This is a genomic window from Streptomyces sp. GbtcB6 (assembly GCF_019091475.1).
Lineage (GTDB): Bacteria > Actinomycetota > Actinomycetes > Streptomycetales > Streptomycetaceae > Streptomyces > Streptomyces hyaluromycini.
This window is the reverse complement of the sequence record NZ_JAGXJL010000023.1, coordinates 58,111-83,493: the sequence shown is the minus strand read 5'-3', so window position 1 is coordinate 83,493 and position 25,383 is coordinate 58,111. Positions and strand designations below refer to the sequence as shown.

Sequence of the window (25,383 nt, the reverse complement as noted above, 5' to 3'; positions counted from 1 at the left end):
CGGTCACTCCTTCGTCGATCCCGCCAGCATCCCTGACACCAGGGTGCGTTGAGAAAAGAGGAAAAGGACCAGGACCGGCAGGATCGCGATGATGATCGCCAATGCCAGTTCGGGGATGGTGATGTTCAGGCCCGCGCCTGCCACCGGGTTGAAGGACGGGGTGGAGGTGAGGAGTTGGTTCAGGCCTACCTGGACCGGGAACTCGTTGCTGTTCGGGAGGACCAGGTAGGGGAGGAAGAAGTTGTTCCAGTTGCCTACGAAGCTGAAGAACGCGACCAGGCCGATCACCGGCTTCGCCAGGGGCAGCGCGATGCGGGAGAAGAGCTGCCATTCGGTGCAGCCGTCGATCCGTGCGGCCGACAGCAGGTCCCTGGGCAGGCTGCTGCCGAAGTAGATGTACACGAGGTACACGCCGAACGGGTAGAAGGAGAAGGGCAGGATCACCGACCAGACCGTGCCGATCAGGTGGAAGCGGTTGAGCTCCAGGAAGACCGGCAGCACCAGAGTGGCCTGCGGCATGATCATGGTGACCAGGGTGATCACGAGGAGCGTCTTGCGGCCCCTGAACTTCGTCAGGGCCAGGGCGTAGCCGGCCGGGACGCTGACGGCGAGGGTCAGGACGAGGGAACCGCCGGAGTAGATCGCCGAGTTCTTCAGCCAGGTGAGCATCGCGCCGTCCTGGAAGGCGAAGAGATGGTGCCAGGCCGCGCCGATCTGCCCGAACGAGCCGAAGGAGAGCGGGTTGTCGCGGACCACCTCCCCGGCCGTCTTGGAGGGGGCGAGCAGCAGCCAGATCACCGGCAGGACGAAGAACACCAGCAGGAAGGCCAGGAGCAGGGCCACGATCAGGAAGGAGAGGGCTCGTGCCGGCCGGGCGCGTCGGATCGGCGCTGCCGGGGAGAGAGTTGATTGCGTCATGACTCATCCAACTTGAACAGGTTCGAGCGGGCGACCAGCAGGCCCGCGGCCAGGAGTCCCACGGCGAGCAGGACCACGGAGATGGCGGCGGCACCGTTGAAGTCGCCCTGCTGGAAGGCGTACACGTAGGCGAGCTGGTTGGGCGACCAGGTGGGGCTGACCCGGCCGAGGCTGGCCGTCTGGAGCAGCTGGGGCTCGACGAACAGCTGGGTGCCGGTCGCGAACGCCATGATGGTCATGTAGACGATCCACTGCCGGATCATCGGGATCTGGATGTGCCAGGCGGTCCGCCAGGGACCCGCCCCGTCCATCCGGGCCGCTTCGATGACCTCGTCGGGGATGTTGTTGAGCGCCCCGTACATCACCACCATCCAGCCTCCGGCGCCGGTCCAGAAGGCGATGAGCATGAGGATCCACGGCAGGTTCGCGGGGGCGAGGACGGCCGCGAAGGTCTGCATGCCGAGGCTCTTGAGGAGCCAGGACACCGGGCTGACGTCCGGGTCCAGCATGAACAGCCAGACCAGGACGCTGGCCACGCCGGCGAGGGCGCCGGGGATGTAGTAGAGGAAGCGGAAGAGGGCGGAGGTGCCGGGACGGACCCGGCTGCGCAGGATCACCGCGACCAGGACGACCAGGACGACGAGAGTGACCAGCCACAGCACCAGGTAGATCAGCATGTGGGTGAAAGCCGGCCCGAAGCGGTAGTCCTGGACCACCTTGACGAACTGGTTCAGGCCGGTGAACCGGCCCTGGTCGTTGGTGAACGCCAGGTAGAAGGAGTACGCGGTCGGGACGATGCCGAAGGCGAGCAGCAGCAGCGCGTAGCCGGCGACGAACCAGTAGCCCGCGCGGCCGCGGCCGCCGCGCCGCGGCTGGGTGCCGCGGCGCAGCGGGGAGACGGCGACGCGCTCGGTCTCCAGCAGGGTCACTGGTTCTCCACCTTGTATCCGTGTGCCTTCGCCTCGTTGCTGATCTCCTTCTGCCAGGCCGGCAGCGTGTCGGTCAGGCTCTTTCCGGCGGTCAGCGCGGGCAGGACGACACTGGACCAGGCGGTGGCGTCGGAGAACTTGGTGTTCGACCAGCCGGTCCACACCTCGTCCGCGGCCTGCTGGAACGCCTCGCTGACGTCGTTGGCGAAGTAGTCGCTGTTGGCGGGGTTCTTCAGCCAGGCCTGCGCGGCCTCGGTGTAGGCGGGGTAGGTGGGCGCGGACGCCTGGTTCTCGTCGGAGGTGGTCAGCCAGGTGACCAGGTCCGTGGAGGCCTTGAGGTTGGCGCTGTGCGAGGACACCATCCAGACCCCGCCGCCGACGTTGCCGGTGGCCGCCTTCGTCTCCCCCTCCCAGGTGAGCGGGGGTGCCGCGGCGATCTGCTTGGCCGGGGCGTTGAAGGCCGCCTTGAAGAGGTACTGGCCGTACCAGGACGGGCCGTACGCCATCAGGACCTTGTTGCCGCTCTCCTTGGCGAAGCCCTGGCTGAAGAAGCCCTTGGTGGTGACGGCCTTGGCGTCGATCAGGCCGTCCAGGAGCTTCGCCGTGCGGGTGCAGTCCGGGTCCTGCAGGTCGGTGCGCAGGGTGTCCGGCTTCACCAGGTCGAACGCCGGGCACTGGCCGGACCAGAAGTACGACTCGTGGGAGTTGGTGTCACCGACCGAGCCGACCAGGTAGCCGGGGTGTTCCTTGGCCACCTTCTTGCCGAGGGCCTCGTACTGCTCCCAGGTGGTGGGGACCTGGTAACCCCACTTGTCCATGAGGGACTTGTTGTACCAGAGGACGACCTGGGCGATGTCGTTGCGCAGGCAGTAGGTGTGGCCGTTGAACTGACAGGGTGTCAGGGAGCCCTTGGCGAAGCCGTCCAGGGTGTTCTGCGGGACGAGCTTGTCGTCCAGCGGGGCGGCGAACGGCTGCACGCCGGGCTTGGTGGGCTCCGAGGCCCAGGTGACGTCGGTGGGCGAGCCGAACACCACGTCCGGCCAGCCGCTGCCGGTGCGGTCGAAGAGCTGCACCTTGGACTGGAGGTAGGTCGAGCCGTCGGCCCCGCCGTCGTACGTGACGATGTCCATCTTCACGTCCGGGTGTGCCTTCTGGTACTTCTGCACCGACGGCAGGCGGGTGGAGTCCGTCCACACCGTGATCTGCGAGCCGTCCTTCTGGGTGGCCGGCTTGAAGGTCGCCTGGCCGGAGGAGGACTGGGCGGTGGTGTCGGCGCTGGCGCAGCCGGCCAGGAGCGCCGCGGTGGACAGGGAGAGCGCGGCGGCCGCGGTGCGCAGTGCGGTGCGGTGGCGGCCCGGTCTCGGGGCCCCAGTTCTCATGGACGTGGAAGACCTCATCGTCTTGCCTTTCTGTTCTTGCCGGTCAGCGCGGCTGTTCGACGAACGGCAGGAGTTCGCTGCCGTAGCCGAGGTCGAGGGGAAGGGCGATGCCGGGTCCCGTGGGGGCGTGGACCAGGCCACGGTCGTCCACGTGGCGTTCGCGCACGACCGTGGTCGCGGTCACCAGGGACTCGTAGTAGGTGGTGTTGGAGATGGCCATGCACAGGTGGTGGTTCGGGATGTCCGAACCGTGCACCTCGGCGCGGAGCCGGTAGGCGTCGGCGAGGTGGGCGGTGCGCATGGCGCCGGTGATGCCGCCCCGCAGGGTGGTGCCGGCCCGGACGCCGAAGGTGGCGGCGCCGGCCCGGATGAAGTCGGCGGAGTTCATGTGGACGCCGTCGGAGGTCTCGGCGACCAGCAGCGGGACGTCCACGGCCGCGGCGAGCTGCTGGTAGGCGGAGACGCTGAACTCGCGCATCGGCTCCTCGTACCAGAGGTAGTCCGCCTCGGAGAGGGCCCGCCCGAGGCGGATCGCGTCGGGCAGGTCGAAGCCGGCCGAGCCGTCGTACATCAGGGGCACGTCCGGGCCGACGTGCGCGCGCAGGGCCAGGCAGAGCTCGGCGTCGCGGCGGGCGTCGCCCCAGGCGTGCAGTTTGATGCCCCGGTAGCCGAGGTCCAGGCACTGGTCGGCGACGTCGAGGAACTCCTCGGTGGTGGCGAACGTCGACGTCGACGCGTAGGCGGGAATGGCTTCGCGGAAGCCGCCGAGCAGCCGCCAGACCGGCTGGCCGTGGTAGCGGCCGGCCAGATCCCACAGGGCGATGTCGATCAGGCCCAGGGTGGGGAGCGGGAGTTCGTGGATACGGTCCAGCTCCCACACCCGGTGCCACAGCCACTCCCGCTGGAACGGGTCGGCCCCGACCAGTTCCTCGCGGAAGACCCGGTCCACCAGCTCGGTGAGGGTGGTGAAGGCTCCCGGGCGGGCGAACAGGGCCACTCCCTCGGCCCCCTCATCCGTGCCGATGCGCAGCACCGCGCCGTCGCCGACCGGAGCGCTGCCGCTCAGACCCTCCCGCCAGCGGAAGGGCGGGCTGGCCGCCGGAACGTCGATCCGGTGTACTTCGACATGGGTGATCTTCATCCTGGCTTTCGTTTCTGTGGGAAAGGGGATGGCGACGGCGGCCGGGAGCGGACGGCTCAGAAGCCCCCGTACGCCTGGAGTTCGTAGACGCTGCCGCCGTTCCAGCTGGAGCCGGTGACGGTCAGCCGCAGGTAGCGGGCGGTGACGGGCTCGTCGGCGAAGGAGTAGTTGGTCTGCGCGACGGTGTTGTCCGCGGTGTGGTCCTCGAAGGTCGACCAGTTCTCGCCGTCGGCGGAGTACTCCAGGCGGTACTTGTAGCCGCTCGGCTTCTCGAAGGTGGTGACCACGGCGGAGACACTGGTGTCCTTGCCGAGGTCCACCTGGAGCCAGGACGGGTCGGGCAGGCCGAGGCCCTGCGCCCAGCGCGTCGACAGGTCGCCGTCGACCGCCTTCGCCGGAGCGTATCCCTCCGAGTCGGAGGACGCGGTCGCCGTCTTGTCCAGGGCCAGGTCGTCGTCGGACGGGGTGGTGACCTCCGCCGCCGCACTGGGGTCGGAGGCGTTGAGCTCGGCGTCGCGGGCGACCACGGTGAAGGAGTACTTCGTCCCCGGCTTCAGGCCCGCGACCCGGTAGGTCGTGTCGCCGGTGACACCGATCCGCGTGCCGTCCTGGTAGACGACGTAACTGGTCACGCCGGTGTCGTCGGTGGCGGCCGGCCAGCTGACGTCCACCAGGCTGGGCAGCAGCGCCTTGGCGGTGGGCTGTCCGGGTGCCGTGGGGGCGGTGTGGTCGGTGCCGGGGGTGCGGGCGGTGCCGTAGACCTGGAAGTCGTAGATGCTGCCGCCGTTTCCGCTGGAGCCGGTCACGGTGAGCCGTACGAAGCGGCCGGCGACCGGGGTGCCGGTGTCGGCGTAGTCGGTCTGCGCGGTGGTGTTCTCGGCGGTGTGGTCCGCGAGCGTCTGCCAGTGGACCTCGTCGGGCGACACCTGGATGCGGTACTTGTAGCCGCTGCTCTTCTCGAAGGTGGTGATCGCGCCGGTCACGTCGTACGACGCGCCGAGGTCGACCTGGATCCAGGACGGGTCGGGCAGCCCGAGGCCCTGTGCCCAGCGCGTCGACAGGTCGCCGTCGACCGCCTTGGCCGGGACGTTGCCCTCGGAGTCGGAGGAGGCGGTGACCGGCTTCTTCAGCGCCAGGTCCGCGCCGTCGGGCATGGTGACCTTCAGCGACCGGCTGGGCGCGGACTCGTTGCCGGCCGCGTCACGGGCGGTGACGGTGAAGGTGTACGTCTGACCCGCCGTCAGGCCGGAGAGGCGTACCGAGGTCTTGCCGGAGGCGCTGACCAGCTTGCCGTCCCGGAAGACCGAGTAGCCGGTGACCCCGGTGTCGTCCGTGGCGGCGCTCCAGCCGAGGTCGGCGACGGTCGGGAAGTCGGTGACGGAGGTCAGGTCGCCGGGTGCGGTGGGTGCCTGGTGGTCGGTGACCGCGGGACCCGGGTCGAGGTGCTGGTACGGCTTCTCCAGGCCGGCGTTGTTCACGATCGAGGCGGGCAGCTGGTCGCAGGAGCCGACCGTGGTGTTGCCGCTGACGTCGTTGTTCTGGCTCAGGTACTGGACGCTGAAGGCGGGCTGGGTGGTGTAGTTGCCCGTCGCCGCGTTGTCCTGGGCGTGGTTCATCAGCAGCCACTGGAAGGAGACGTCGCAGAACGCGTTGCCGGTGTTCTCCCAGTGCCGGCTGCCCTCGTCGTGGTAGACGGCGCCGTAGGCGGGGGCCGGGATGCCGTGGATGTAGTTGCCGGTGACCTTGCCGCCGGGGTCGCTGCTGAGCGTGTAGACGGCTCCGCCGTCGGCCTGCGACTGCATGATGTCGCTGATCTCGTTGTCGCTGACCACGTTGTCACGGCTGATCGTCGGGGTGTCCGAGACCGGGACGCCGGCGTTGTTCGGATAGGCCGAGTTGCCGCCCTGGTCGGTCAGGCCCCAGCCCCAGCCGACGGAGATGCCGCTGTAGGGCAGGTCGTGGACCTTGTTGTGGGTAATCACCGTGGAGTCGGTGTAACCGGCCAGGATGCCCAGCGAGCCGTTGTACTGGTCGGCGACCTTGGTGACTACGTTGTCATCGACCAGCGTGTCCTTCGTGATGTCACGGGGGTCGTCGGGATGGGCGTCGCCCCAGGTGACTCCGCCGATCTGGATGCCGGTCGCGGCGATCTGGCGGAAGACGTTGCCGGTGATCGCGGTGTGCTGGGTGCCGGTGTTCAGGTTCAGGCCGACGGCGCCGAGGTGGGTGAAGGTGTTGCCGGTGAACTCGACGCCCTGCCCGTGGCTGACGTTGACGGCTCCGGGTGTCTTCTTCCAGTTCAGGCGCGTGGAGTCGAAGGTCGGGTTGTCGTCGCCGACCATCCGGAAGCCGGCCTGGCCCTCGATGAGCCCGTCGGACGAACTCGGTTCGAGCCAGGTGGAGTAGGAGAAGGTGATGCCCTGGAAGGACACGTTCGCGACGGGGTGGTCACGGGTGCCGTTCAGGTCGACCAGGTCCTGGACCACGGGCACGGTGACGTCCGCGGTCTTCATGTTCTCGCCCTGCTCGGGCATGTAGTAGACCTCGCCGGCACTCTTGTCGAGGTACCACTCCCCCGGGCTGTCCAGCAGCTCGCGCGCGTTCTCCAGCCAGGTCGGGTTCTGGATCTCCTGGCCCTGCTGGAGGTTGGCGTTGTGCCAGCAGGGCTGCTGCATCGTCATCGTGTTGCCGGAGATCGACTCGACGGGGCAGCGCATCAGCTTCCAGCCCCAGGAGCTCACGACTTCGAGGTCCGAGGGGTTCTTGTAACTGCTGATGCTGCTGTCGGTGAAGGTGTAGCCGGTGGACGTCTTGCTGAAGCCGGCGGGGTTCTTCCCGCTGCGGGCCCGCGTCCTCAACTCGCCGTTCACATACAGCTGGCGGGTGTCGAGGCCGGTCAGCTTCGCCTTGTACACCTTGCCGTCGGCGTCGGCCTTGGTCCAGCCGGTGACCTGCTTGCCGCCGCTGATCACCGGGTGTGCGCCGGGTGCGGCCTCGTAGACGATCCGCTGCCCGTCCCTGCCGGAGTCCTGGGCGGTGAGGGCGAAGGTGCGGCTGAGCCGGTAGGTGCCGGACAGCAGCCGGACATGGACGTCGCCGTCGACCTTGCTCTTGGCGTCGCGCACGTAGTCCCGTGCGTGTTCCAGGGTCTTGAAGGGGTGGTCGGCGCTGCCCCGGCCGGTGTCCTTGCCGGTCGGGGAGACGTAGACGGTGAGCCCGGACGCTTTCGGGGCCGCCTGGGCCGGGGCGACGGCCAGGGGGGCCATCGCCAGGGCGACGGGCAGGGCGGCTATGAGGGTTCTCGGCAGGGGCACGGCTCTGCCCCTGCGCACAGACAGAAGAGACACGGAGATCCAATCGCCTGGTGGAATGAAGCATCGGAACCGGGTCGTCCGACCGGTTCCCGGGGTGCGGACCTTCGTCGTACGGGTGCGGGCCGGTGGGGGCTGGTCGCGCCCACGCGGCGGAGCCGCATACTGATACAGCCCCGCGCCCCTTTCAGGGGCGTGCACCTGGCGCCCCTTCAGGGGCGCGGGGAACTGCGCGAGCAACCACCCACGGGCCGCACCGCGTCGACCGGCCTACGACACCGATGTCTGCGGCGGAAGGCCGGAGTCCCCGGGGCCGCTGTCCGACGACGGCCGCGCGGGTGCCCCGGGGGCTGCGCGGTCGCCGAGGTTGAACAGCCGGTCGCGGATCTTCCGCTCGAACTGGCTCTGCGTGGTGGCGATGTGCTCCACCATCAACTCGCTCGCGAGATCGGCCTCCCCCGCGGCGACCGCCTCTGCGATGGCGAGATGCTGCCGTGCGGCGACCTCCAGCGAGCCGGGGGCGTCGCCGTGGAAGAGCAGCACGTCGGACTGGGACGCGAGGCGCCGTACGCCGGCGACGCTCGACCGCAGGAACACGTTGTGCGAGGCCGCGCCCACCGCGTCGTGGAAGGCCTCGTCGGCCCGGGCGAAGGCGTGCCCGTCGTTCTGCTGGGCCGCCGTCAGGGAACTCTGCGCGCCCTCGCGGATGGTGCGGACCTCGATGGGGGTGGCGAGGCCGGCGGCCCGGCGGGCCGTCTCCGACTCGATCACCGTGCGGTAGTCCAGCAGCATCAGGACGTCTTCCATGCTCGTCGGCCGGAAGTGCGACAGGTGGTCGTCCACCAGCCCGCCGGACGCCTCCGCGACGAAGATGCCGGCACCCCGGCGCACGCTCAGCCGGCCGATGGCGGCCAGCACCTTGACGGCCTCACGCGTGACGTTGCGGGACGCCCCCAGGATCTCGGCCAGGCCTGCCTCCGTGGGGAGCCGGTCGCCCGGCCGCAGGTTCTGCTCGGCGATGTACTCCAGCAGTTGTTCGGCGACCAGTTCGTACCCCGGCCGGTAGGGACCGTCGGAGACCGCTGCCGGATCGGCCACGGTGTACCCCCTCCTCTGCGTTCGAATTAATCAGGTTCATCGGCGGTGGTCACTATGACATCCGCGTTACGCGCAGGGAAGATGTTGAACAGAACTGGATTCAAGTGCCTGATGAGACAGGGCGATACCGCCTGTAAGCGACATCTCTCAGGGCCGTTGCGCTGGAAGGATCTGATCCTTAGGGTCCTGCTCGACAGATGAAACAGATTCTTCGCCGTTCGTCCCTCAGGAGAGAGGTGAGCAAGGTGCAGCGCTTCGCCGCCGTCATCCGGCTGCGCCCGGAGAAGGAGTCCGAGTACCGCGCACTGCATGCGGCCGCCTGGCCGGGGGTGCTGGCGGCCCTCAAGCGTGCCCGCATCGGCAACTACTCGATCTTCCTGCGGGACGGGCTGCTGTTCAGCTACCTCGAGTACTCGGGGAGCGACTACGCCGCCGACACCGCGGAGATCGCCGCCGACCCGGTGTCCCGCGAGTGGTGGGCCCGCACCGACCCCTGTCAGCAGCCGCTGGACACCGCTGCCGACAACGAACGGTGGGCCCCCGCCGAGGAGATCTTCCACCTCGACTGAGGGCCCCCGAGGGGACGCCGGGTCAGCCCGTAGCGTCCACCAGTGCCAGCTCGTGCAGGCGCTCCGGCGGGCCCGGACGGGCGTAGTACCAGCCCTGGGCCGTGTCGCAGCCCAGTATCCGGAGTTGTTCCGCCTGGGCACCCGTCTCCACGCCCTCCACCGTGACCGCGAGGTTCAGGCTGTGGGCCAGGGTGACGATGCCCTCCACGATCTTGAGATCGACCGGATCCGCCGGGAACTGCTGCATGCTCTGGGTGAAGGAGCGGTCCAGCTTGAGGATGCTCACCGGCAGGCGGCGCAGGTTCGCGAGGTTCGAGTAACCGGTGCCGAAGTCGTCCAGGGCGATGTCCACGCCCATCTCGGCGAGGCGCCGCAGGGGTTTGAGGAGGTCGTCGTCGGCGCCGATGAGCGCCGACTCGGTGACCTCCAGGCAGAGGGCGTCGGGGGCCACCCCGGTCCGCTCCAGGATGTCCACCGTGTCCTGGACCAGGCCGGGGTGGCTGAGCTGGCACGGGGAGAGGTTGACGTTGATCCGCAGCGGACCGGCGGCCGTGTCCTCGCCATAGCGTTCTCGCCATTCGCGGGCCTGGCGGATCGACTCCTCCAGGACCCAGCGGCCCAACGGGACGATGAGACCCGTGTGTTCGGCGAGCGGGATGAACCGGTCGGGGCCGAGGACGCCGTGCTGCGGGTGCAGCCAGCGGACCAGGGCCTCGGCGCCGCGGACGCTGCCGTCGCCGAGATGGACCAGCGGCTGGTACTCGATGAAGAACTCGTTCCGGTCCAGCGCGGCGGGCAGCGCCGTGGTCAGGCCGTGGCGGGTGATCGCGCGGGCGTCCGCCTCCGGGTCGGCCAGTTCGGAGCGGTTGCCGCCCGCCGACTTGGCCCGGTACATCGTGATGTCGGCGCTGCGCAGCACCTCGGCCGGGGTGCGCTCGCCCGCCGGGCCCTCGACGATGCCGATGGAGCCGCGGACCATGAGGTCGCGGCCGTCGATGCTGATCGGGGTGACCAGGGCGTTCATGATGCGGTCGGCCAGGTCGTCGACCTCGCGCTGGGTGGCCGGGCCGGTGGTCAGCGCCACGAACTCGTCGCCGCCGAGCCGGGCGACCATCTCGCCGGGCGCGGTCGCGCAGGACTGCAGCCGGTCGGCGACCTCGACGAGCAGCCGGTCGCCGGCCGAGTGGCCGAGGCTGTCGTTGACGGTCTTGAAGCCGTCCAGGTCGAGGTAGCACAGCCCGAACCGCTGGCCCTCGCCGGCCGACAGGGCCTTCTCCAGGCGCTCGAAGAACAGCGTGCGGTTGGGCAGGCCGGTGAGCGCGTCGTGGGTGGCCTCGTAGCGCAGCCGGAGGTTGAGCAGGCGGCGCTCGGTGGTGTCCTCCATGAGAGCCAGCTGGTACTGCGGGTCGCCGTCCGCGTCCCGGAGCAGGGAGACGGTCAGGTTGGTCCACAGGACCGTCCCGTCGGAGCGGTTGAAGGCCTTCTCCACGTGGTAGTGCTCGCGTTCGCCGCGCACCAGCTCCTCGTAGAGCCGCCAGGTCTGCGGCGCGTCCTCGGGATGCGTCCACTCCATGACGTTGCGGCCGCGCAGGGTCTGCTCGGAGCCGCCGAACATGCGCAGCAGCGCGCCGTTGACCTGGAGGACGTTGCCTTCCAGGTCGGCGATGCCGATTCCTATCGCCGCGCCCTCGAAGACAGCGCGGAAGCGGGCCTCGCTGGCGTGCAGCGCCTGTGCGACCACGCCCTGGGCGCGCAACGCGGCCTGGGCGATGGCCTCCTGCTCGGCCAGCGTGCGCTCGCGCAGCGCCTGGGCGAACCCGGCGGCCATCGCGTGCTGGATCCGTGAGGACCGCATCCGCAGCTCTTCCTGGGGGCCGTCCTCGCCGCAGTACAGGACCAGGTACGCGTCGACGCAGTCGAGGGTGCGGGTCAGCGCCTCGGGGTCGGTGCAGTGCGCGTCGATGAGCGCGGCGCCCACCTGCCGGGTCTCGTCGGCGTCGAAGCCGTGCGCCAGCAGGATCTCGCTCAGCCGGCGGGCCAGCGGCAGCAGCTGCTCCTCGAACTCCGGGCGGGTCAGGGACGTCGAGGTGACCGGGAACACCGCCCGGCTCCAGATCGTCGCGAACCTGCGCAGTCTGTCCTCCGGGCCGCCCGGCTCCGCGGTCACGCCGCGATCCCCACGCCGGCGAATCCGGAGAAGGCATACGGATCCTCGTCCTCCGGCGCCGACTCCGGCCGCCAGCGAGGCATCGGCACCAGTCCGGGTTCCACCATGTCGTACCCCTCGAAGAACCGCGCGATCTCGTCGCGCGAGCGCATGATCAGCGGGTTGCGAATGTCCTTGTATACGTCCACCGCGCCCTCGGCCCGCTCCGCCGGCAACGGGATTCCCTCGTACGAGGCATGCGTGAGAACAAGCAGGCTGCCGGGCGCGAGTGCGTCGCGCAGCTGTGCCACTGCCCCGTACGGGTCGTCCGCGTCTTCCACGAAGTGCAGTATGGCAACGAGAAGCAACGCCACTGGCCGATTCAGGTCGATGAGGCGCTCCACCTGAGGGCTCGACAGGATCTCCTGGGGCTTGCGGAGATCGGCCGCCACGACGTCCGCGTCCTCGTTGCCCTCCAGGACGGCGTTGCTGTGCGCCACGGCCACCGGGTCGTGGTCGACGTACACCACGCGGGCGCCGGGGTGCGCCGCCTGCGCGACCTCGTGGACGTTGCCGAAGGTGGGGATGCCGGAACCGATGTCCAGGAACTGGTCGATGCCGGTGCCCACCGCGTGGCGCACCGCGCGGCGCATGAAGGCCCGGTTGGCCTGCATGATCTTCGGCAGGCCGGGCAGGTGCGTCATCGCCTTGCGGGCCGCTTCCCGGTCGACCTCGAAATTGTGCGAACCGCCCAGGTAGTAGTCGTAGATACGCGAAACGCTCGGCACCGAGATGTCGATGCTTCGTGGGGCCCAGGCGGGACGCTCCATGTATCTCTCCAAGGCTGAGGCGATCCGGTGTTCGAGCAGAGGCTACTGATCGTCTGCGAACAGGGCGAGCCGAAACGGAAATTGACCGTCCGTTCCCGGTCATGGCCTGGGAATTCGGGGTGTTGCTTTGGGGGTGTTCGGGCATTCCGTCGGGTGCGGGCGCGTTGCATCGGGACGCTTCGGAAAGAACCCTCTGGGACGCCAAGAAGCCCGCCCCCTCCGTGCGGTGTGGAGGGGGCGGGCGGTCGTGCGCCGTTGTGTCGGCGTGCGGCCCTGGGGAGGTGATCCCTACTAGCTCGGCGCGCCGACCAGCTTTCCTTCGGGCGAGACGGCGTACCAAGTACCGCCGACGCCCTGGCCGTTGGTGTCCCCGGCCTTCGCGTCCCCGGAGAAGGTGTAGATCGGCCAGCAGTTGACCGTCTGCTGCTTCTGGCCGTTGTCGGGCCGGGTGAAGCCCATCAGGCCCTTCTTCACGATGCCCTTGGTGTCACTGGAGGCGACCTCCCCGACGGCCGGCCACTTCACCAGGCAGTCACCGGTGCAGTTGGAGACGACCTTGGGCCACGCCTTGTCCTTGATGAAGCGGTAGACCGTCATGCCGTTCTTGTCGACGATGATGTCGCCGAGCTTGGCGTCCTTGCGCACCGACAGACCGGGCAGCGAGGCCAGCGTGGCCTTCTTGCCGTCGGGAGCCGCCGCGAACCACTTGCCGCCCACGCCCTGGCCGTTGACGTCACCGGCGTTGACGTCCTTGGCGTAGCGGTACACCGGCCAGCCGGCGACGGTCAGCTGCTTGGTGCCGTCCGTGCGGGTGACCTCGCCGAGCAGCGACTTGTCGATGCCCGCACCGGCCGTGGCGTCGTTGGCGGGGACCGGCGGCCAGGTGGTGGCGCAGTCGCCGTCGCAGTTCGACTTGGGGGGATTGGCGGTGTCGGCATCGAAACGGTAGAGGGTGAGGCCGCTGCCGTCGGTCAGCACCTTGCCCAGGTCGGGGTTGCTGGCCACGGTCAGCTTGCCGGCGGGCGCGACCGCGGCCGGGGAGCTGGAGGCCTGGCTGCCGTCGGCGCCGTAGCCGTTGCCCGCGCCGGTGGAGGCAGAGGGGTTGGTGATGCTGCCGATGCCGGCCGGGGCCGTGGCACCGACGTTCTGGGCCGCCGAGGACGGAGTGGTCGTGTTGTCCTGACCGCACGCCGTCGCGAACACCATCACCCCCGCGGCCGTGGCCACCAGCGAGGCGCTCCTCCACGAGGTCTTCATCGTCAACTCCCATTAATCGCCTGGTTATTGCAGCGCCTCTGCGCCGCCGCACGACACCAGGTACGGATGCCGGGGGCCGAAGTGTTCAACGGGCGCACAAATTTCTTTCGGCACACTGTGGCCACGGACCGCATCCCGCACGGGCGTACGCTTCGAGCCATCTACGGGACGGCATGATTCAAACCGGTTTACGCCACATGTCCCCCGTTCGGGCCAATCACCCGGTACTCCGGCGTGCGACGGCGCCCGACACCCCATGATCTCCGTCGTGCATGCACCCGAAGCGACCAGACTCGCGCCCGTCCCAAGGGTGTTGGCCCTGCTGACGCTGACGTGGACCCTGGTGGGCTGTCCGGTCGGTACGGCGTCGGCCGACGCCTGCGCCTCCGCCTCGACGGGCCCCGACGGCATTCACGCGGTGGCCGTCGCCGGGGGCTCCTGGCCCACTCCCCCGCCGTGTCCGGCGCCCACCCCGCCGCCCTGCCCCACGCCCACGCCCACTCCAACCCCGACACCGACACCGACACCGAAGCCCACCCCCAAACCCACCCCGACGCCGAAGCCGCGGCGCCCCACCCCGCCGCCCCCGCGCCCGGCACCACCGCCGCCACCCCGGCCGGCGCCGGCCGCGAAACCCACACCCACGCCCACCCCGCCACCGGCTCCCCGGCCCCGGCCCAAGCCGACGCCGACCCCCACCCCGTCGCCGAAGCCCACCCCGCGGCCCTCGCCGACCCCGGTGACCTACCCGCCGTACCACGTCCAGTCGACCGGCGCGGCGGCCCCGAACCGCACCTCCCCGGTCACCTACGTCCTGCTCATCGCCGTACCCGCGATCATCGCCGTCGCCGCGTTCCGCGCGCGCTGACGGCCGGCCCACTGATTCCTGGAGGCTTCCGTTGCCGGATTGGCTTGTTCTCGTCCTCGCGATGCTCGCGGCCGTCGCCGTGGTCGTGATCATCACCCTCGTTCGCGACAAGAGGGCGGCGGAGGACGAGGATCCCTCCGAGACGCCGGACGTCATCGAGTACATGACGATGTGGATCGGCGTCATCTACGCCATCGTCCTCGGTCTGGCGGTGGCCGGGGTGTGGGAGGCCCGCAGCGCCGCCCAGGACCATGTACAGGCGGAGGCGCAGGCGCTGCACGAGATCTACGAACGGGTGCGGGTGTATCCGCCCGACACGCGTGACCGGATCCGGGCGGACGTCGACGCCTATGCCGCCCAGGTCGTCGACAGGGAGTGGAAGGAGATGGCCGACCACGGCCGGCTCTCCCAGCGCAGTGCCGATCTGCTCGCGCAGATCCGTCAGGACGTCACCGACTACGAGCCGAAGACCGACTTCCAGGCGCAGGCCTACCAGCCGCTGGTGGACCAGGTGGCCGCTCTCGACCAGGCGCGCAGCGCCCGGGCCGACGCGACCGGGGCGACCATGCCGAACGTGGTGTGGATCGGGCTGCTGGCCGGAGCGGCGATCACCATCGGCATGGTCTTCGCGCTGCAGATCAGGCGCACCCGTCGCGAGCTGATCCTCGCCGGTCTGTTCTCCGCGACCATCACCTTCATGCTGTTCCTGATCTGGGACTTCGACGAACCGTACAGCCGCGGCATCACGGCGACGGCACAGCCGTTCCTGAACCTCTTCCCGCACATCAAGGGGTAGCGAGGTCCGGGAAGTGCCCCGGGGGACACGGCGCCACGCCGCCGGCGTCCCCCGGACGGCCCAGACATCTCCCCCGTTCGCACTACTGCGTTCGCGCGCGTGTGCGGATGTTTCTAGCGTTCCGATCATCGAGGCGCATTCCCGGCACTGGCGGAACAGGTCCGCATGCTGCTCCTCGGGGACCGGAGGAACCACCATGCACGCGATACGCGTTGCTTCGGCCGCACTGCTGGGTGTCGGTGCTCTCGCCCTCTCCGCTCCGGCCATCCTCGCGAGCGACAGCGGCGACGGGGGCCGGGACGGCACGCCCTTCGGCTTCCGGGTGACGCCCACCACCGTGACGGCGGGCGGCCGGGTGAGTCTGCACCTGGACCGCGGCAGCGGCTGCCGGGGCGCCGCGACGGTCACTTCGGGTGTGTTCGACACGGTCCGCATCCCGTCGGAGCGGGACTCGGTGACGGCCACGGTCGACCGGGACGCGAAGTCGCAGGCGTCGTACCGGGTGACGTTCAACTGCGACGGGTCCAGCGCGACGACGGAACTGGCCATCGCGAGCGGCGCGTCGGCCGGACACGGCGACACAGACGGAAACGGGCACGCCGACGACCAGAGCGGCGGGAACGACGGCGGACGTACCGACGGGCGCACCGACAGCGGCACGGGCGAGCACAGCGCCGGTCGCACCGAGACCCCCACGGACAGCCGCACCGACGCCGGTACCGACGGGCGCACGGACGATGGTTCCGGCAGCGGCGAGTCGCTCAACCCGCAGCCCATTCCGCCCGGGCGGGGTGTCCAGGCCGGTGAGGGCGGCAGCATCGGCGGGTTCGACGTCAGGGAGATCGGCCTCGGCGCGGCGCTCGTCGTGGGCTCGGTCGGTACGGCGTACCGGCTCTCGCGCAGGCGCGCCGGCGAGGACGGCGCCTGACCACGATGTGGCCGGGCGGGCCTGTGCCCCGGTCCGCCGAGGGACCGGGGCACAGGCCCGCCGGGTCAGATCCGCTTCTCGCTCCGGCGGCGCACCCAGAACCCGCAGCCGGCGAGCACGGCAGCACCCACCATGCCGCCGCCGATCGCCATGTCGGTCGGGGTGGCCCCGGTGGAGATGCTGCCGCCGAGTCCGCCGCGCACCCCGCCGAGCACGAAGAACGCGGCCGGCCGGAGCAGCGTGCGCCCGTCGCAGCGGACGGTCAGGTCATAGGGGCCCGGGCTGGCATTCCGTTCGATGGTGGCGACACCGCGCGCCATGTCGCCGCCGAACGGGAACAGCGGTGCCGTGCGGAAGGCACGGGAGGTCATGACGCCGTTGCGGCAGTTGTTGACGGTGACGGTGAGCCGCTGGCCGGTGGCGATCGACCGGGGCTGGGCGACGATGTCGCGCGCGCCGTCGCCCCGGCCGTCGAAGTTGTCGAAGCGCCCGTCACCCCGGCCGCCGAAGTCGTCGAATCCCTCGCCGCCCCGCCCGCCGAAGCCCTCGCCGCCCCGACCGCCGAAGCCCTCGTTGCCCCGTCCGCCGAAGCCCTCGTTGCCCCGTCCGCCGAAGCCGCCGTTGAAACGCCCGTCACCGAACCCGCCCACCCCGAGTCCGGGGACCACTACTCCGGGGACCGCCGCGACGCCGGGAGCGACTCCGACCCCACCCACCCCGGGGGCGACTCCGACCCCGCCCACTCCGGTCCCGGGGGCGACGCCCACCCCGCCCACTCCGCCCACCCCGCCCACTCCGGTCCCAGGGGCGACGCCCGTCCCACCGACGACCGGGGCCTGGGTGTTGGCAGGGCCGCCGCCGTTGCCCATGCCGTCCGCGACGGCGATGGGGGCGGCGGCCCCGAGAACGGCGACCACTGTGCACGCGGCCGCCAGCGCACGTGAGTTTCGCATCTCTTCCTCCGCGGAAGGCGCCCCGGGAACGGTCCCCGGTGGATCGGCGAGAAAGCACCTCCCGACAAGACCCTCAGACGCCCTGAACACGCCCGCATTTCGAGAATGGTCCGTCCTGGTGAGGAGACACGCCGAGAGAAAAGCGCACAATCGGATATTGCCGCAGGTCACGGACCGTCAGAAAAATCCTGGGAACGGCAACTCGGATGGCTCACCGGAATACCCGCGGGCCACCCGTTCGCCCGTCGCCCCGTCGCCGCACACGCGTGGGGGACTTAGCTTTTTCCCATGCGCAATACGGACCTGAAGGCGGCCGCGTCGAGAGGGGATGGCGAATGTCTGCGTCCGAACTTTCCGAGCTGGCCGAAGAGGAGGAGCGGCGGAGGAAGCGTGCCCCCTGGGGCGTGATAGCGCTCGTTCTGCTGACCGGTCTGGCACTCATTCGGAACGGTTCGGGAGAGTTCGACGTCGGTCCCCCGCAGCCGGCCTCGGCCGCCGCCCCGGACAGCCGTACCACGGTCCCGGGCACCTTCGCCACGGCGCCCGCCCCGCTGCCGTTCGCCACGGCCGACCGGATCAGGATCCCGGCGATCCGGGTCGACGCACCGGTGATGCCGGTGGGTCTGGACACGGACGGCTGGATCGCGGCACCGCCGCCGGAGGACCCGAATCTGGCCGGGTGGTTCACCGGGGGTGTCTCGCCCGGGGAGAACGGCACATCCGTCGTCGTGGGCCATGTCGACAACACGAAGGGCCCGGCGGTCTTCTACGGACTCGGTTCCCTGAAGAAGGGAAACCGGATCGAGGTCGACCGCCAGGACGGCAGGACGGCCGTGTTCGAGATCTACGGAATCGAGGTCTTCGCGAAGGCCGGTTTCCCGGGCGACCGGGTCTACGGTTCCAAGGGCACACCGGAGTTGCGGGTCATCACCTGCGGCGGCGGTTTCTCGAAGCAGAACGGCTACGACGGGAACGTCGTGGTCTTCGCCCGCCTGGTCGAGGCCCGCTGAGGCCACCACCGGGCGGGCGCTGGCCCGTTCACATACGGCGGCGCGGCACGGTCAGGTGGTAGCCGTTGTCCAGCAGATAGGGCAGATACTCGCGCAGGGCCTGGACGCTCTGCGAGCGGTCGCCCCCGGCGTCGTGGGAGAGGACCACGACACCGGGGGCGGCGCCGTTCTCGATCGTGTCGACGATGGTGCGGGTGCCCGGGACGGTCCAGTCGGTGCTGTCCACGGTCCAGGCCATCGGCTCCATGCCCATCTCGGCGCCGAGCTGGAAGGCCGCGCGGTTCCAGGCGCCGTAGGGCGCGCGGAACCACTGCGGGCGTTCGCCGTAGGTGTCCTCGATGACGTCGCTGGTGCTCGTCATCTCGTCGCGGATCTCACTGCGGTCGAGGGTGGTCAGCAGCGGATGCGTCCAGGTGTGGTTGCCCACCACATGACCCTCCTCGGCCATCCGCGCGACCAGTTCCCGGTTCACGACGATGCACTCCCCGCACAGGAAGAACATCGCCCGTACGTCGTACTTGGCGAGAGTGTCCAGGATGTGCGGGGTGTAGTTCGGGTTGGGGCCGTCGTCGAAGGTGAGCATCATGCGTCTGCCGCTGCCGGAGATCTCCGTGATGGGCTCCTTGCGGACCTTGAGCTTGCCCGGCCCGGTGGGCGGCGGGCCGTATCCGGTGAGCGGCTGGAGCCGGAAGGCGGAGGACTTGAGCGCCGGGCGGGCCTGCGCCCCCGCGGCCGGGGCGACTCCGCCGGCCCCTTCCTCGGCGCTGCTCGCCAGCACGACTCCCGCGGTACCCGCGGCTCCCAGAGCGGCGCCGCCGGCGAGCAGCAGCCGGCGTCGGGTGAACAACTGATCCTTCTCCATGAGTCATCAGTCGCCCGGCGGGGCTCCGGCGCACCACTTCGACACCGGTGCGGCGGCGGGAAAGCACCCGCACGGACCAGCAGCGAGAGGTTTCGGTAAGAAAAGATCAAAAAACATCAATGGTGGCGGACCAGCGGGAAGGGGAGCGTCTCGCGGATGGTCAGGCCGGTGAGGAACATGACCAGCCGGTCGACGCCGATACCGAGACCGCCGGTGGGCGGCATCGCGTATTCGAGGGCGTCGAGGAAGTCCTCGTCCAGTTCCATCGCCTCGGGGTCGCCGCCGGCGGCGAGCAGCGACTGGGCGGTGAGCCGGCGGCGCTGTTCGAGGGGGTCGGTCAGTTCGGAGTAGGCGGTGCCGAGTTCGGTGCCGAAGGCGACCAGGTCCCAGCGTTCGGCGAGCCGCGGGTCGGAGCGGTGCTGCCGGGTGAGCGGGGAGACGTCGGTCGGGAAGTCCTTGTAGAAGGTGGGCCGCTGGGTGCGCTCCTCCACAAGGCGCTCGTACATCTCCAACACCACGTCGCCGGGCCCGTCGTCGGCGGTGTACGGCACCCCGACGCGGTCGCAGTGCCGGTGCAGCCGCAGCAGTTCGGTGCCGGGGCCGATCTCCTCCCCCAGCACCTCGGAGATCGCCCCGTGGACGGTCTTGACCGGCCAGGTGCCGGAGATGTCGTACTCCCGGCCGTCCCTGCGGGCCACCGGCGCGCCGAGGGCGGCGGTGGCGGCGCCCTGGATCAGTTCGCGGGCGAGGTCGAGCATCACGTCGTAGTCGGCGTACGTCTGGTAGGCCTCCAGCATCGTGAACTCGGGGTTGTGCTTGTGCGAGACGCCCTCGTTGCGGAAGGTCCGGCCGAGTTCGAAGACCTTCTCCAGACCGCCGACGCAGAGCCGCTTCAGGTAGAGCTCGGGGGCGATGCGCAGGTAGAGATCGAGGTCGTAGGCGTTGATGTGGGTGGTGAAGGGGCGGGCGTTGGCGCCGCCGTGGATCTGCTGGAGCATCGGGGTCTCGACCTCCAGGTAGCCACGGTCCAGGAGGCCCTGGCGCAGCGCCTGTACGGCGGTGGAGCGGGTGCGGACCACGGCGCGGGCGGCGGTGCTGGTGGCGAGGTCGAGGTAGCGGCGGCGGACCCTGGCCTCGGGGTCGACGAGGCCGCGGTACTTGTCGGGCAGCGGGCGCAGGCACTTGGCGGTGAGCTGCCAGTCGGTGACGAAGAGGGTCGGTTCGCCCGTGCCGCTGACGCCCGCCCGGCCGGTGGCGGTGATCTGGTCGCCGATGTCGGTGTCGGCGGTGAACCGGTCGAGGGCGGGTCCCGAGCCGTCGCGGGTGAGGGCGAGTTGGCGGTCGCCGGACCAGTCGCGCAGCGTCACGAAGACGATGCCGCCGAAGTCGCGGACCAGCATGATCCGCCCGGCGACGGTGGCCGTCTCGCCGTCGCGCACGTCGGCGAGGGCGCCGGGCGGTGCACCGGCGGCCACCGGGTAGGGGTCGACGCCCGCCGCCCGCAGCCGGTCCAGCTTGCGGCGCCGGACCCGGAACTGGTCCGGCAGGCCGGCGTCCGGTGCGCCGGGCCCGGTCTCGTCCCCTCCGTCGACACCGGGCAGCGGCGCGGACGGCGGCGCCTCGACGGGCCGTGGTCCGGTCCGCGGGTGCCCCTTTCCCCAGAGTGTGCGCAGGGACGGTACGGAGACGAAGCCCTCGGCGATTCCGGAGGCGAGGCCGATCCTGGCGAGGGAGCCTGCGTCGCCGTAGCAGAGGAAGCGCGGGTACCACTCGGGGCGGTACTTGGCGTTGGAGCGGTACAGGGCCTCCAGCTGCCACCAGCGGGAGAAGAACAGCAGCAGCCCGCGCCACAGCCGCAGCACCGGTCCGGCGCCGATGCGGGCGCCCTCCTCGAAGACCGAGCGGAAGACGGCGAAGTTCAGCGAGATGCGGCGCACGCCCAGTTTGGGGGCGGCCGCGCACAGGTCGGCGACCATGAACTCCATGACCCCGTTGGGGGCGGTGCGGTCCCGGCGCATCAGGTCGAGGGAGACACCGTCGGCGCCCCAGGGCACGAAGGAGAGCAGGGCGAGCAGTCTGCCGTCCTCGGCCATGGCCTCGACGAGCAGGCAGTCGCCGTCGGCGGGGTCGCCGAGCCGGTCCAGGGCCATGGAGAAGCCGCGTTCGGTCTCGGTGTCGCGCCAGGCGTCGGCCCTGTCGACGACCTCCTCCATCTCCGTCTCGGTGAGGGTGGCGTGGCGGTGGATGCGGCAGCTGGCGCCGGTGCGCCGGACGCGGTTGACGGCCTGCCGGGTGACCCGCATCTCGCGGCCGCCCAGGTCGAAGCCGGCGACGTGCAGGATCGCCTCGTCGCCGAGCTGGAGGGCGCCGAGCCCGGCGCGGACGTAGGCTCTGGCGCCGTCCTCGGAGGCGCCCATCACGGCGGGCGCCCAGGCGTGCCGGCGGGCCACGTCCAGCCAGGCGGCGATGGCGTGCGGCCAGGCCTCGGGATCGCCGACGGGGTCGCCGCTGGCCAGGCAGACGCCGGCCTCGACCCGGTAGGTGACGGCGGCCTTGCCGCTGGGCGAGAAGACGACGGCCTTGTCGCGGCGGGTGGCGAAGTAGCCGAGGGAGTCCCGGTCGCCGTAGGCCTTGAGGAGGGCGCGGATGCGGGTCTCCTCGTCGCCGTGCAGGGCGGCTTCCAGGCGCTGTGACCGGAACAGGGTGGCGGCGGCGTTGAGCAGGGCGAGGGCGCCGAAGAGGCCGAGCAGGAAGGCGACGAAGCGGGGCGGGCGGCCGCCGTAGCTGCGGACGGAGACCAGGCCGCCGCAGACCCGGTCGGCCGCCCAGGCCAGGTGCTGGCCGTGCGGGAGCGAGCCGGGGAAGAGCGAGACCAGGCCCCAGCCGGCCAGGATCGCCACGAGCAGGCCGATCAGCAGGACGCCGAGGGCCCGGCGGACGGCGGCCCTTCGGGAGGCGGCGTAGAACTCCCGGCGGGCCACGATCAGCAGGGCCAGGGCGAGTCCGCAGACCACCAGTGAGCTGAACGGGTACCAGCCGAAGCCGAAGGCGACGGTCAGGACGTCGGCCAGCACCAGCAGGCCGAGGTAGAGCACCACCAGCCACCAGGCGACCTTCTTGCGGGCGGCGGTGGCGCCGGCGAGCAGGAACAGGAAGACCGCGTAGGCCAGGTTGGGGCTGACGGGCACCACGACGGCGTCGATGAAGTGCACGACCGGGTGGAGGAGCACGCGCAGCGGGGCGACGAAGGAGAGCAGGGCGCACAGCAGGGCGAGGGTGCCGAAGAAGGTCCCGAAGGCCTCCGGCACCCAGGTCAGCCGCCCGTCGCCGGGCGGGCGTATCGGGCCCGCCCGCTCCCTGCCCGTGGCGGGCTCCACGGCGGCACTCATGTTTCCGACTGTAGGAAGGGCCCGCCCGGCCCGCCCGTCGAGCGGCCCGGGCCCGGCCGGACCCAGCTCGCCCGGCGTACGGGTGCGGGCTGTGGGTGGTTGCTCGCGCAGTTCCCCGCGCCCCTTTCAGGGGCGTACACCTGGCGCCCCTTAGGGGCGCGGGGAACTGCGCGACCAGCCCCCACCGACCCGCACCCTACGGCGCGCGGCCGGGACCGGCGGGGCCCCTGACACCCACCGGACCTGCGAATTCCGATAGCCTCGGATCGTGGCGGAACAACACCAGTTCGAGCGGGGCACGGACGGCCCCAAGGTCATCGTGGTCGGTGTGGACGGCTCGGACTCCTCGTGGCGCGCGGCGTCCTACGCGGGCGGTCTGGCCCGGCGGCAGCACGCGCTGCTGGCCGTCGTGTACGTCCAGCCGGTCCTGGCAGCCGGGGCGGCGCTCGGGGCACCGGTGGCGGAGACCACCGACGAGATCGCGGAGGACCTGGTCGCGCAGATCCGGGACGCGGCCGAGCGGCTCAAGGGGATATTCGAGGTGCGCTGGGAGTTCCACACCTTCCGCGGCGACGCCTACAACGGACTGGTGAAGGCGGCCGACGAGCTGAAGGCCGACGCGGTCGTGGTGGGCGCCTCCGAGCAGGCCGGCCACCGGTTCATCGGCTCGGTCGCGATCCGTCTGGTGAAGGCGGGACGGTGGCCGGTGACGGTCGTTCCGTAGCGGTTTCCCGCAGGAGCAGCAGCGGGGTCGCCAGGAGCAGGATCCCGGCGAGGGCGATCGCGGTGCGCGGGCCGGTGAGGCTCGCCAGCAGGCCCCACAGGGCGGTCATGGCGGCCGTCGTGGCCTTGCCGGTGATGGACCAGGCGGACAGGGTGCGGGCGACCCGGTCGTCCGGGGTGTGCTCCAGGCGGCGGGTGGCGTACACCGGGCTGTAGACGGCCGAGCAGGTGATCACGCCGAGCTCCAGGACCATCACCAGCAGCAGTCCGGGCAGCCCGGGCCCGACGAAGGCCAGCCCGAGGGGCCAGACGGCACGCAGGGCGCTCGCGGCGCGCAGCACCCGCCACTGCCCGTACCGGGCGACCAGCGGCCGGGCCAGCCGGGCGCCGAGGAGGCCGCCCAGGCAGGGCACGGCGAAGGCGAGGCCGTACTGCCAGGGGGCGAAGCCGAGCGGGCCGAGCATGAGGACGGCCAGCGGGGGTGCGGCGACCATGATCAGGGCGTTGCCCGCGAGGCTGTTGAAGAAGAGGGGCCGCAGGGCCGGGCTGGCGAGGATGTACCGCCAGCCGTCGAGCAGGTCGCCGGCGCGCAGGCGGTGCGCCGCCCTGGGTGCGGGGCGGGGTTCGCCGCCGCCGACGGCCCGGATGCCCAGGGCCGACAGCAGGAAGCTGACCGCGTTCGCCGCGACGGTCGTCACCGGGCCGAACAGGCCGATCGCGGCGCCGCCGAGGGGCGGGCCGAGGACCAGCGCGGTCCAGTTGGTGGACTCGAAGCGGGCGTTCGCGGTGAGCAGCCGGTCGGCCGGGACGAGGGACTTCAGGAAGGCGCCGGAGGCCGCGCCGAAGGTGATGTCGGCGGCCGCGACGACCACCGAGACCAGCAGCAGCTGGCCGACGCCCAGGGCGCCGAGCACGTAGGCGGCCGGGACCGTGAGCAGCGCGGCGAACCTGACCAGGTCCATCGCCATCATCACCGGCCGCTTGTGCCGGAACTCCACCCACGGCCCGAGCGGCACCGCCGCCACCGCACCCACGGCGGGCCCGGTCGCGGCGAGCAGCGCCACCTCGGCGGACCCCGCGTGCAGCGCGATGACGGCGATCACCGAGAACGCGTCGAAGGCGAGATAGGTGCCGAGCGCACTCACCGAGTACGCGGCCCACAGCCACCCGAACCGCCGCCCCATGCACAACCTCCCGTTGACCCGGGACATGAAAACGTGCAGGTGGCCGCCGAATCAAACAACCCCCGGGCCCGCTGCCACAACCGCCGGTTGTACGGTGTGGACGTGGACCTCACCGCCGTGCGCACCTTCGTCACCGTGGCCGACTGCGGGCAGTTCCAGGAGGCCGCGGCCGTGCTGGCGGTCACCCAGCAGGCCGTGTCCAAGCGGATCGCCGCACTGGAGAAGGAACTGGGGGTGCGGCTGTTCACCCGGACCGCCCGAGGTGCCGAGCCGACCGCCGACGGCCAGGCCTTCCTGCCGTACGCCCGCGAGCTGCTGCTGGCCGAGGAACGGGCGGCCGCCTCCGTACGGCGGGGCCGGCGCCCCCTGCGGGTCGACGTGGTCGGCGCCCGGCTCGCCCCGGCGGCGCTGCTGCGCGGCTTCCACGAGGCGCATCCGGACCTCCCGCTGGACGTCGTCACGCTCTTCGACGTGGACTCGGCGCTGACCGCGCTGCGCTCCGGTGCGGTCGACGCGTCCTTCCGGGCCGTCGCCATGCCGGGCCGGCCGCTGCCCAGGGGCGTCGAGGCCGCCCGGGTGTACGACGAGCCGGTCCAGCTGCTCACCGGCCCGGGGCACGTCCTGGCCGGCCGGGCCTCGGTCACGCCCGGGGAGCTGGCCGGGCACCGGATCTGGATCCCCGGAATCGTGGACGGCACCGAGTGGGCCGCGTACTACGCCTCGCTCGCCGCCGAGTTCGGGCTCGCCATCGACTCCTCCGGCCCCAACTTCTCCGGGGCGTTGCAGGACGCGCTCGCGGGCTCCGACACCCTGGCGACCCTGGTCAGCGAGCAGACCCGGCTGGTCTGGCCGGAGGGCCACGGTCTGCGCCGGATCCCGCTGGTCGACCCGACCCCCGTCTACCCGCACTCTTTGCTGTGGGCCGCCGCCAATCCGCACCCGGCGCTCACCGCCCTGCGCACCCATCTCGCCGACGCCCGCCCGCCGCGCACCGCCGCCCGTACCTGGATGCCGGGCTGGGCCGAGACCGTGCGTGGCGTCTTCCGTCCTTGACGCCCCTGAGCCATCATGATCGGCCGTCAGCCGTTCGCG

20 protein-coding genes are annotated in these 25,383 nt (G+C 70.9%); 7 read left to right on the top strand and 13 right to left on the bottom strand.

Translation table 11 applies throughout. The annotated features are described in order from the left end of the window. Nucleotides 1-3: 3 nt before the first annotated feature. The 6 genes from KVT45_RS32805 to KVT45_RS32780 all read right to left on the bottom strand — a co-directional run bounded on the left by KVT45_RS32805 (nt 4) and on the right by KVT45_RS32780 (nt 8,776). Nucleotides 4-918 (bottom strand): carbohydrate ABC transporter permease, encoded by a 915-nt coding sequence (locus KVT45_RS32805; protein ID WP_217552781.1) that lies wholly within the window; start codon nt 916-918, stop codon nt 4-6. After that, nucleotides 915-1,847 (bottom strand): carbohydrate ABC transporter permease, encoded by a 933-nt coding sequence (locus tag KVT45_RS32800; RefSeq protein ID WP_217552780.1) that lies wholly within the window; start codon nt 1,845-1,847, stop codon nt 915-917. The genes KVT45_RS32805 and KVT45_RS32800 overlap by 4 nt, the downstream gene beginning before the upstream one ends. Further along, nucleotides 1,844-3,244, bottom strand: a complete 1,401-nt coding sequence (locus KVT45_RS32795) for an ABC transporter substrate-binding protein (protein WP_217552779.1) — start codon at nt 3,242-3,244, stop codon at nt 1,844-1,846. Before KVT45_RS32795 ends, KVT45_RS32800 begins: the two co-directional genes overlap by 4 nt. A gap of 25 nt (nt 3,245-3,269) precedes the next feature. Beyond that, nucleotides 3,270-4,367, bottom strand: a complete 1,098-nt coding sequence (locus KVT45_RS32790) for an enolase C-terminal domain-like protein (RefSeq protein WP_217552778.1) — start codon at nt 4,365-4,367, stop codon at nt 3,270-3,272. A 56-nt stretch (nt 4,368-4,423) separates the two neighbouring features. Then, complete coding sequence (locus tag KVT45_RS32785) at nt 4,424-7,633, bottom strand: discoidin domain-containing protein (RefSeq protein ID WP_217552857.1); 3,210 nt, start codon at nt 7,631-7,633, stop codon at nt 4,424-4,426. Nucleotides 7,634-7,948: 315 nt separating this feature from the next. After that, on the bottom strand, nt 7,949-8,776 hold the full coding sequence (locus KVT45_RS32780) for a FadR/GntR family transcriptional regulator (RefSeq protein WP_217552777.1): 828 nt from the start codon (nt 8,774-8,776) through the stop codon (nt 7,949-7,951). A gap of 245 nt (nt 8,777-9,021) precedes the next feature. Here KVT45_RS32780 and KVT45_RS32775 point away from each other — a divergent pair, with 245 nt between their 5' ends. After that, a complete protein-coding gene (locus KVT45_RS32775) occupies nt 9,022-9,345 on the top strand; it encodes an L-rhamnose mutarotase (RefSeq protein WP_308310930.1) in 324 nt (107 codons plus the stop codon). A gap of 22 nt (nt 9,346-9,367) precedes the next feature. Here KVT45_RS32775 and KVT45_RS32770 read toward each other — a convergent pair whose 3' ends face one another. The 3 genes from KVT45_RS32770 to KVT45_RS32760 all read right to left on the bottom strand — a co-directional run bounded on the left by KVT45_RS32770 (nt 9,368) and on the right by KVT45_RS32760 (nt 13,578). Beyond that, nucleotides 9,368-11,512, bottom strand: coding sequence for a bifunctional diguanylate cyclase/phosphodiesterase (locus tag KVT45_RS32770; RefSeq protein ID WP_217552775.1), 2,145 nt, complete (start codon nt 11,510-11,512; stop codon nt 9,368-9,370). Next, nucleotides 11,509-12,321 (bottom strand): SAM-dependent methyltransferase, encoded by an 813-nt coding sequence (locus tag KVT45_RS32765; RefSeq protein WP_217552774.1) that lies wholly within the window; start codon nt 12,319-12,321, stop codon nt 11,509-11,511. Before KVT45_RS32765 ends, KVT45_RS32770 begins: the two co-directional genes overlap by 4 nt. Nucleotides 12,322-12,612: 291 nt before the next feature. Continuing rightward, a complete protein-coding gene (locus KVT45_RS32760; RefSeq protein ID WP_217552773.1) occupies nt 12,613-13,578 on the bottom strand; it encodes an SCO0930 family lipoprotein in 966 nt (321 codons plus the stop codon). A gap of 739 nt (nt 13,579-14,317) precedes the next feature. Here KVT45_RS32760 and KVT45_RS57790 point away from each other — a divergent pair. The 3 genes from KVT45_RS57790 (at nt 14,318) to KVT45_RS32745 (ending at nt 16,170) form a co-directional block, all read left to right on the top strand. Beyond that, a complete protein-coding gene (locus KVT45_RS57790) occupies nt 14,318-14,446 on the top strand; it encodes a hypothetical protein (RefSeq protein ID WP_256216080.1) in 129 nt (42 codons plus the stop codon). Between the two features lie 31 nt (nt 14,447-14,477). After that, nucleotides 14,478-15,242 carry a DUF4239 domain-containing protein gene (locus KVT45_RS32750; protein ID WP_254647681.1) on the top strand — a complete coding sequence of 255 codons (765 nt, stop codon included), beginning with the start codon at nt 14,478-14,480 and terminating at the stop codon, nt 15,240-15,242. 196 nt (nt 15,243-15,438) lie between these two features. Continuing rightward, the gene (locus KVT45_RS32745) at nt 15,439-16,170 is read left to right on the top strand and encodes an MSCRAMM family adhesin SdrC (protein ID WP_217552872.1); all 732 of its coding nucleotides are present in this window, start codon (nt 15,439-15,441) and stop codon (nt 16,168-16,170) included. Nucleotides 16,171-16,235: 65 nt separating this feature from the next. Here the strand turns inward: KVT45_RS32745 and KVT45_RS32740 are convergent, their stop codons facing one another. Then, nucleotides 16,236-17,123: a hypothetical protein gene (locus KVT45_RS32740; protein WP_217552771.1), complete on the bottom strand. Its 888-nt coding sequence runs from the start codon at nt 17,121-17,123 to the stop codon at nt 16,236-16,238. Nucleotides 17,124-17,458: 335 nt separating this feature from the next. On the opposite strand from KVT45_RS32740, the gene KVT45_RS32735 reads away from it, so the two are divergent. Beyond that, nucleotides 17,459-18,133 (top strand): class F sortase, encoded by a 675-nt coding sequence (locus KVT45_RS32735; protein ID WP_217552770.1) that lies wholly within the window; start codon nt 17,459-17,461, stop codon nt 18,131-18,133. Nucleotides 18,134-18,161: 28 nt separating this feature from the next. Here KVT45_RS32735 and KVT45_RS32730 read toward each other — a convergent pair whose 3' ends face one another. After that, a complete protein-coding gene (locus KVT45_RS32730; protein ID WP_217552769.1) occupies nt 18,162-18,995 on the bottom strand; it encodes a polysaccharide deacetylase family protein in 834 nt (277 codons plus the stop codon). A 116-nt stretch (nt 18,996-19,111) separates the two neighbouring features. Then, complete coding sequence (lysX, locus tag KVT45_RS32725) at nt 19,112-22,384, bottom strand: bifunctional lysylphosphatidylglycerol synthetase/lysine--tRNA ligase LysX (RefSeq protein WP_217552768.1); 3,273 nt, start codon at nt 22,382-22,384, stop codon at nt 19,112-19,114. A gap of 268 nt (nt 22,385-22,652) precedes the next feature. Here lysX and KVT45_RS32720 point away from each other — a divergent pair, with 268 nt between their 5' ends. Beyond that, nucleotides 22,653-23,108 (top strand): universal stress protein, encoded by a 456-nt coding sequence (locus KVT45_RS32720; protein ID WP_217552767.1) that lies wholly within the window; start codon nt 22,653-22,655, stop codon nt 23,106-23,108. Here KVT45_RS32720 and KVT45_RS32715 read toward each other — a convergent pair. After that, a complete protein-coding gene (locus KVT45_RS32715) occupies nt 23,044-24,291 on the bottom strand; it encodes an MFS transporter (RefSeq protein WP_254647680.1) in 1,248 nt (415 codons plus the stop codon). The two genes, KVT45_RS32720 and KVT45_RS32715, sit on opposite strands and share 65 nt — an antisense overlap. Before the next feature lie 102 nt (nt 24,292-24,393). On the opposite strand from KVT45_RS32715, the gene KVT45_RS32710 reads away from it, so the two are divergent. Then, nucleotides 24,394-25,344 carry a LysR family transcriptional regulator gene (locus KVT45_RS32710; protein WP_217552765.1) on the top strand — a complete coding sequence of 317 codons (951 nt, stop codon included), beginning with the start codon at nt 24,394-24,396 and terminating at the stop codon, nt 25,342-25,344. Nucleotides 25,345-25,383 lie beyond the last annotated feature (39 nt).

Excerpts from the sequence above, each read along its gene's own strand:
- KVT45_RS32805 (WP_217552781.1), bottom strand. The coding sequence starts at position 918 with ATGACGCAATCAACTCTCTCCCCGGCAGCGCCGATCCGACGCGCCCGG.
- KVT45_RS32795 (WP_217552779.1), bottom strand. The coding sequence starts at position 3,244 with ATGAGGTCTTCCACGTCCATGAGAACTGGGGCCCCGAGACCGGGCCGC.
- KVT45_RS32790 (WP_217552778.1), bottom strand. The coding sequence starts at position 4,367 with ATGAAGATCACCCATGTCGAAGTACACCGGATCGACGTTCCGGCGGCC.
- KVT45_RS32785 (WP_217552857.1), bottom strand. The coding sequence starts at position 7,633 with ATGGCCCCCCTGGCCGTCGCCCCGGCCCAGGCGGCCCCGAAAGCGTCC.
- KVT45_RS32765 (WP_217552774.1), bottom strand. The coding sequence starts at position 12,321 with ATGGAGCGTCCCGCCTGGGCCCCACGAAGCATCGACATCTCGGTGCCG.
- KVT45_RS32760 (WP_217552773.1), bottom strand. The coding sequence starts at position 13,578 with ATGAAGACCTCGTGGAGGAGCGCCTCGCTGGTGGCCACGGCCGCGGGG.
- KVT45_RS32745 (WP_217552872.1), top strand. The coding sequence starts at position 15,439 with ATGCACGCGATACGCGTTGCTTCGGCCGCACTGCTGGGTGTCGGTGCT.
- KVT45_RS32740 (WP_217552771.1), bottom strand. The coding sequence starts at position 17,123 with ATGCGAAACTCACGTGCGCTGGCGGCCGCGTGCACAGTGGTCGCCGTT.
- KVT45_RS32735 (WP_217552770.1), top strand. The coding sequence starts at position 17,459 with ATGTCTGCGTCCGAACTTTCCGAGCTGGCCGAAGAGGAGGAGCGGCGG.
- KVT45_RS32730 (WP_217552769.1), bottom strand. The coding sequence starts at position 18,995 with ATGGAGAAGGATCAGTTGTTCACCCGACGCCGGCTGCTGCTCGCCGGC.
- lysX (WP_217552768.1), bottom strand. The coding sequence starts at position 22,384 with ATGAGTGCCGCCGTGGAGCCCGCCACGGGCAGGGAGCGGGCGGGCCCG.
- KVT45_RS32715 (WP_254647680.1), bottom strand. The coding sequence starts at position 24,291 with ATGGGGCGGCGGTTCGGGTGGCTGTGGGCCGCGTACTCGGTGAGTGCG.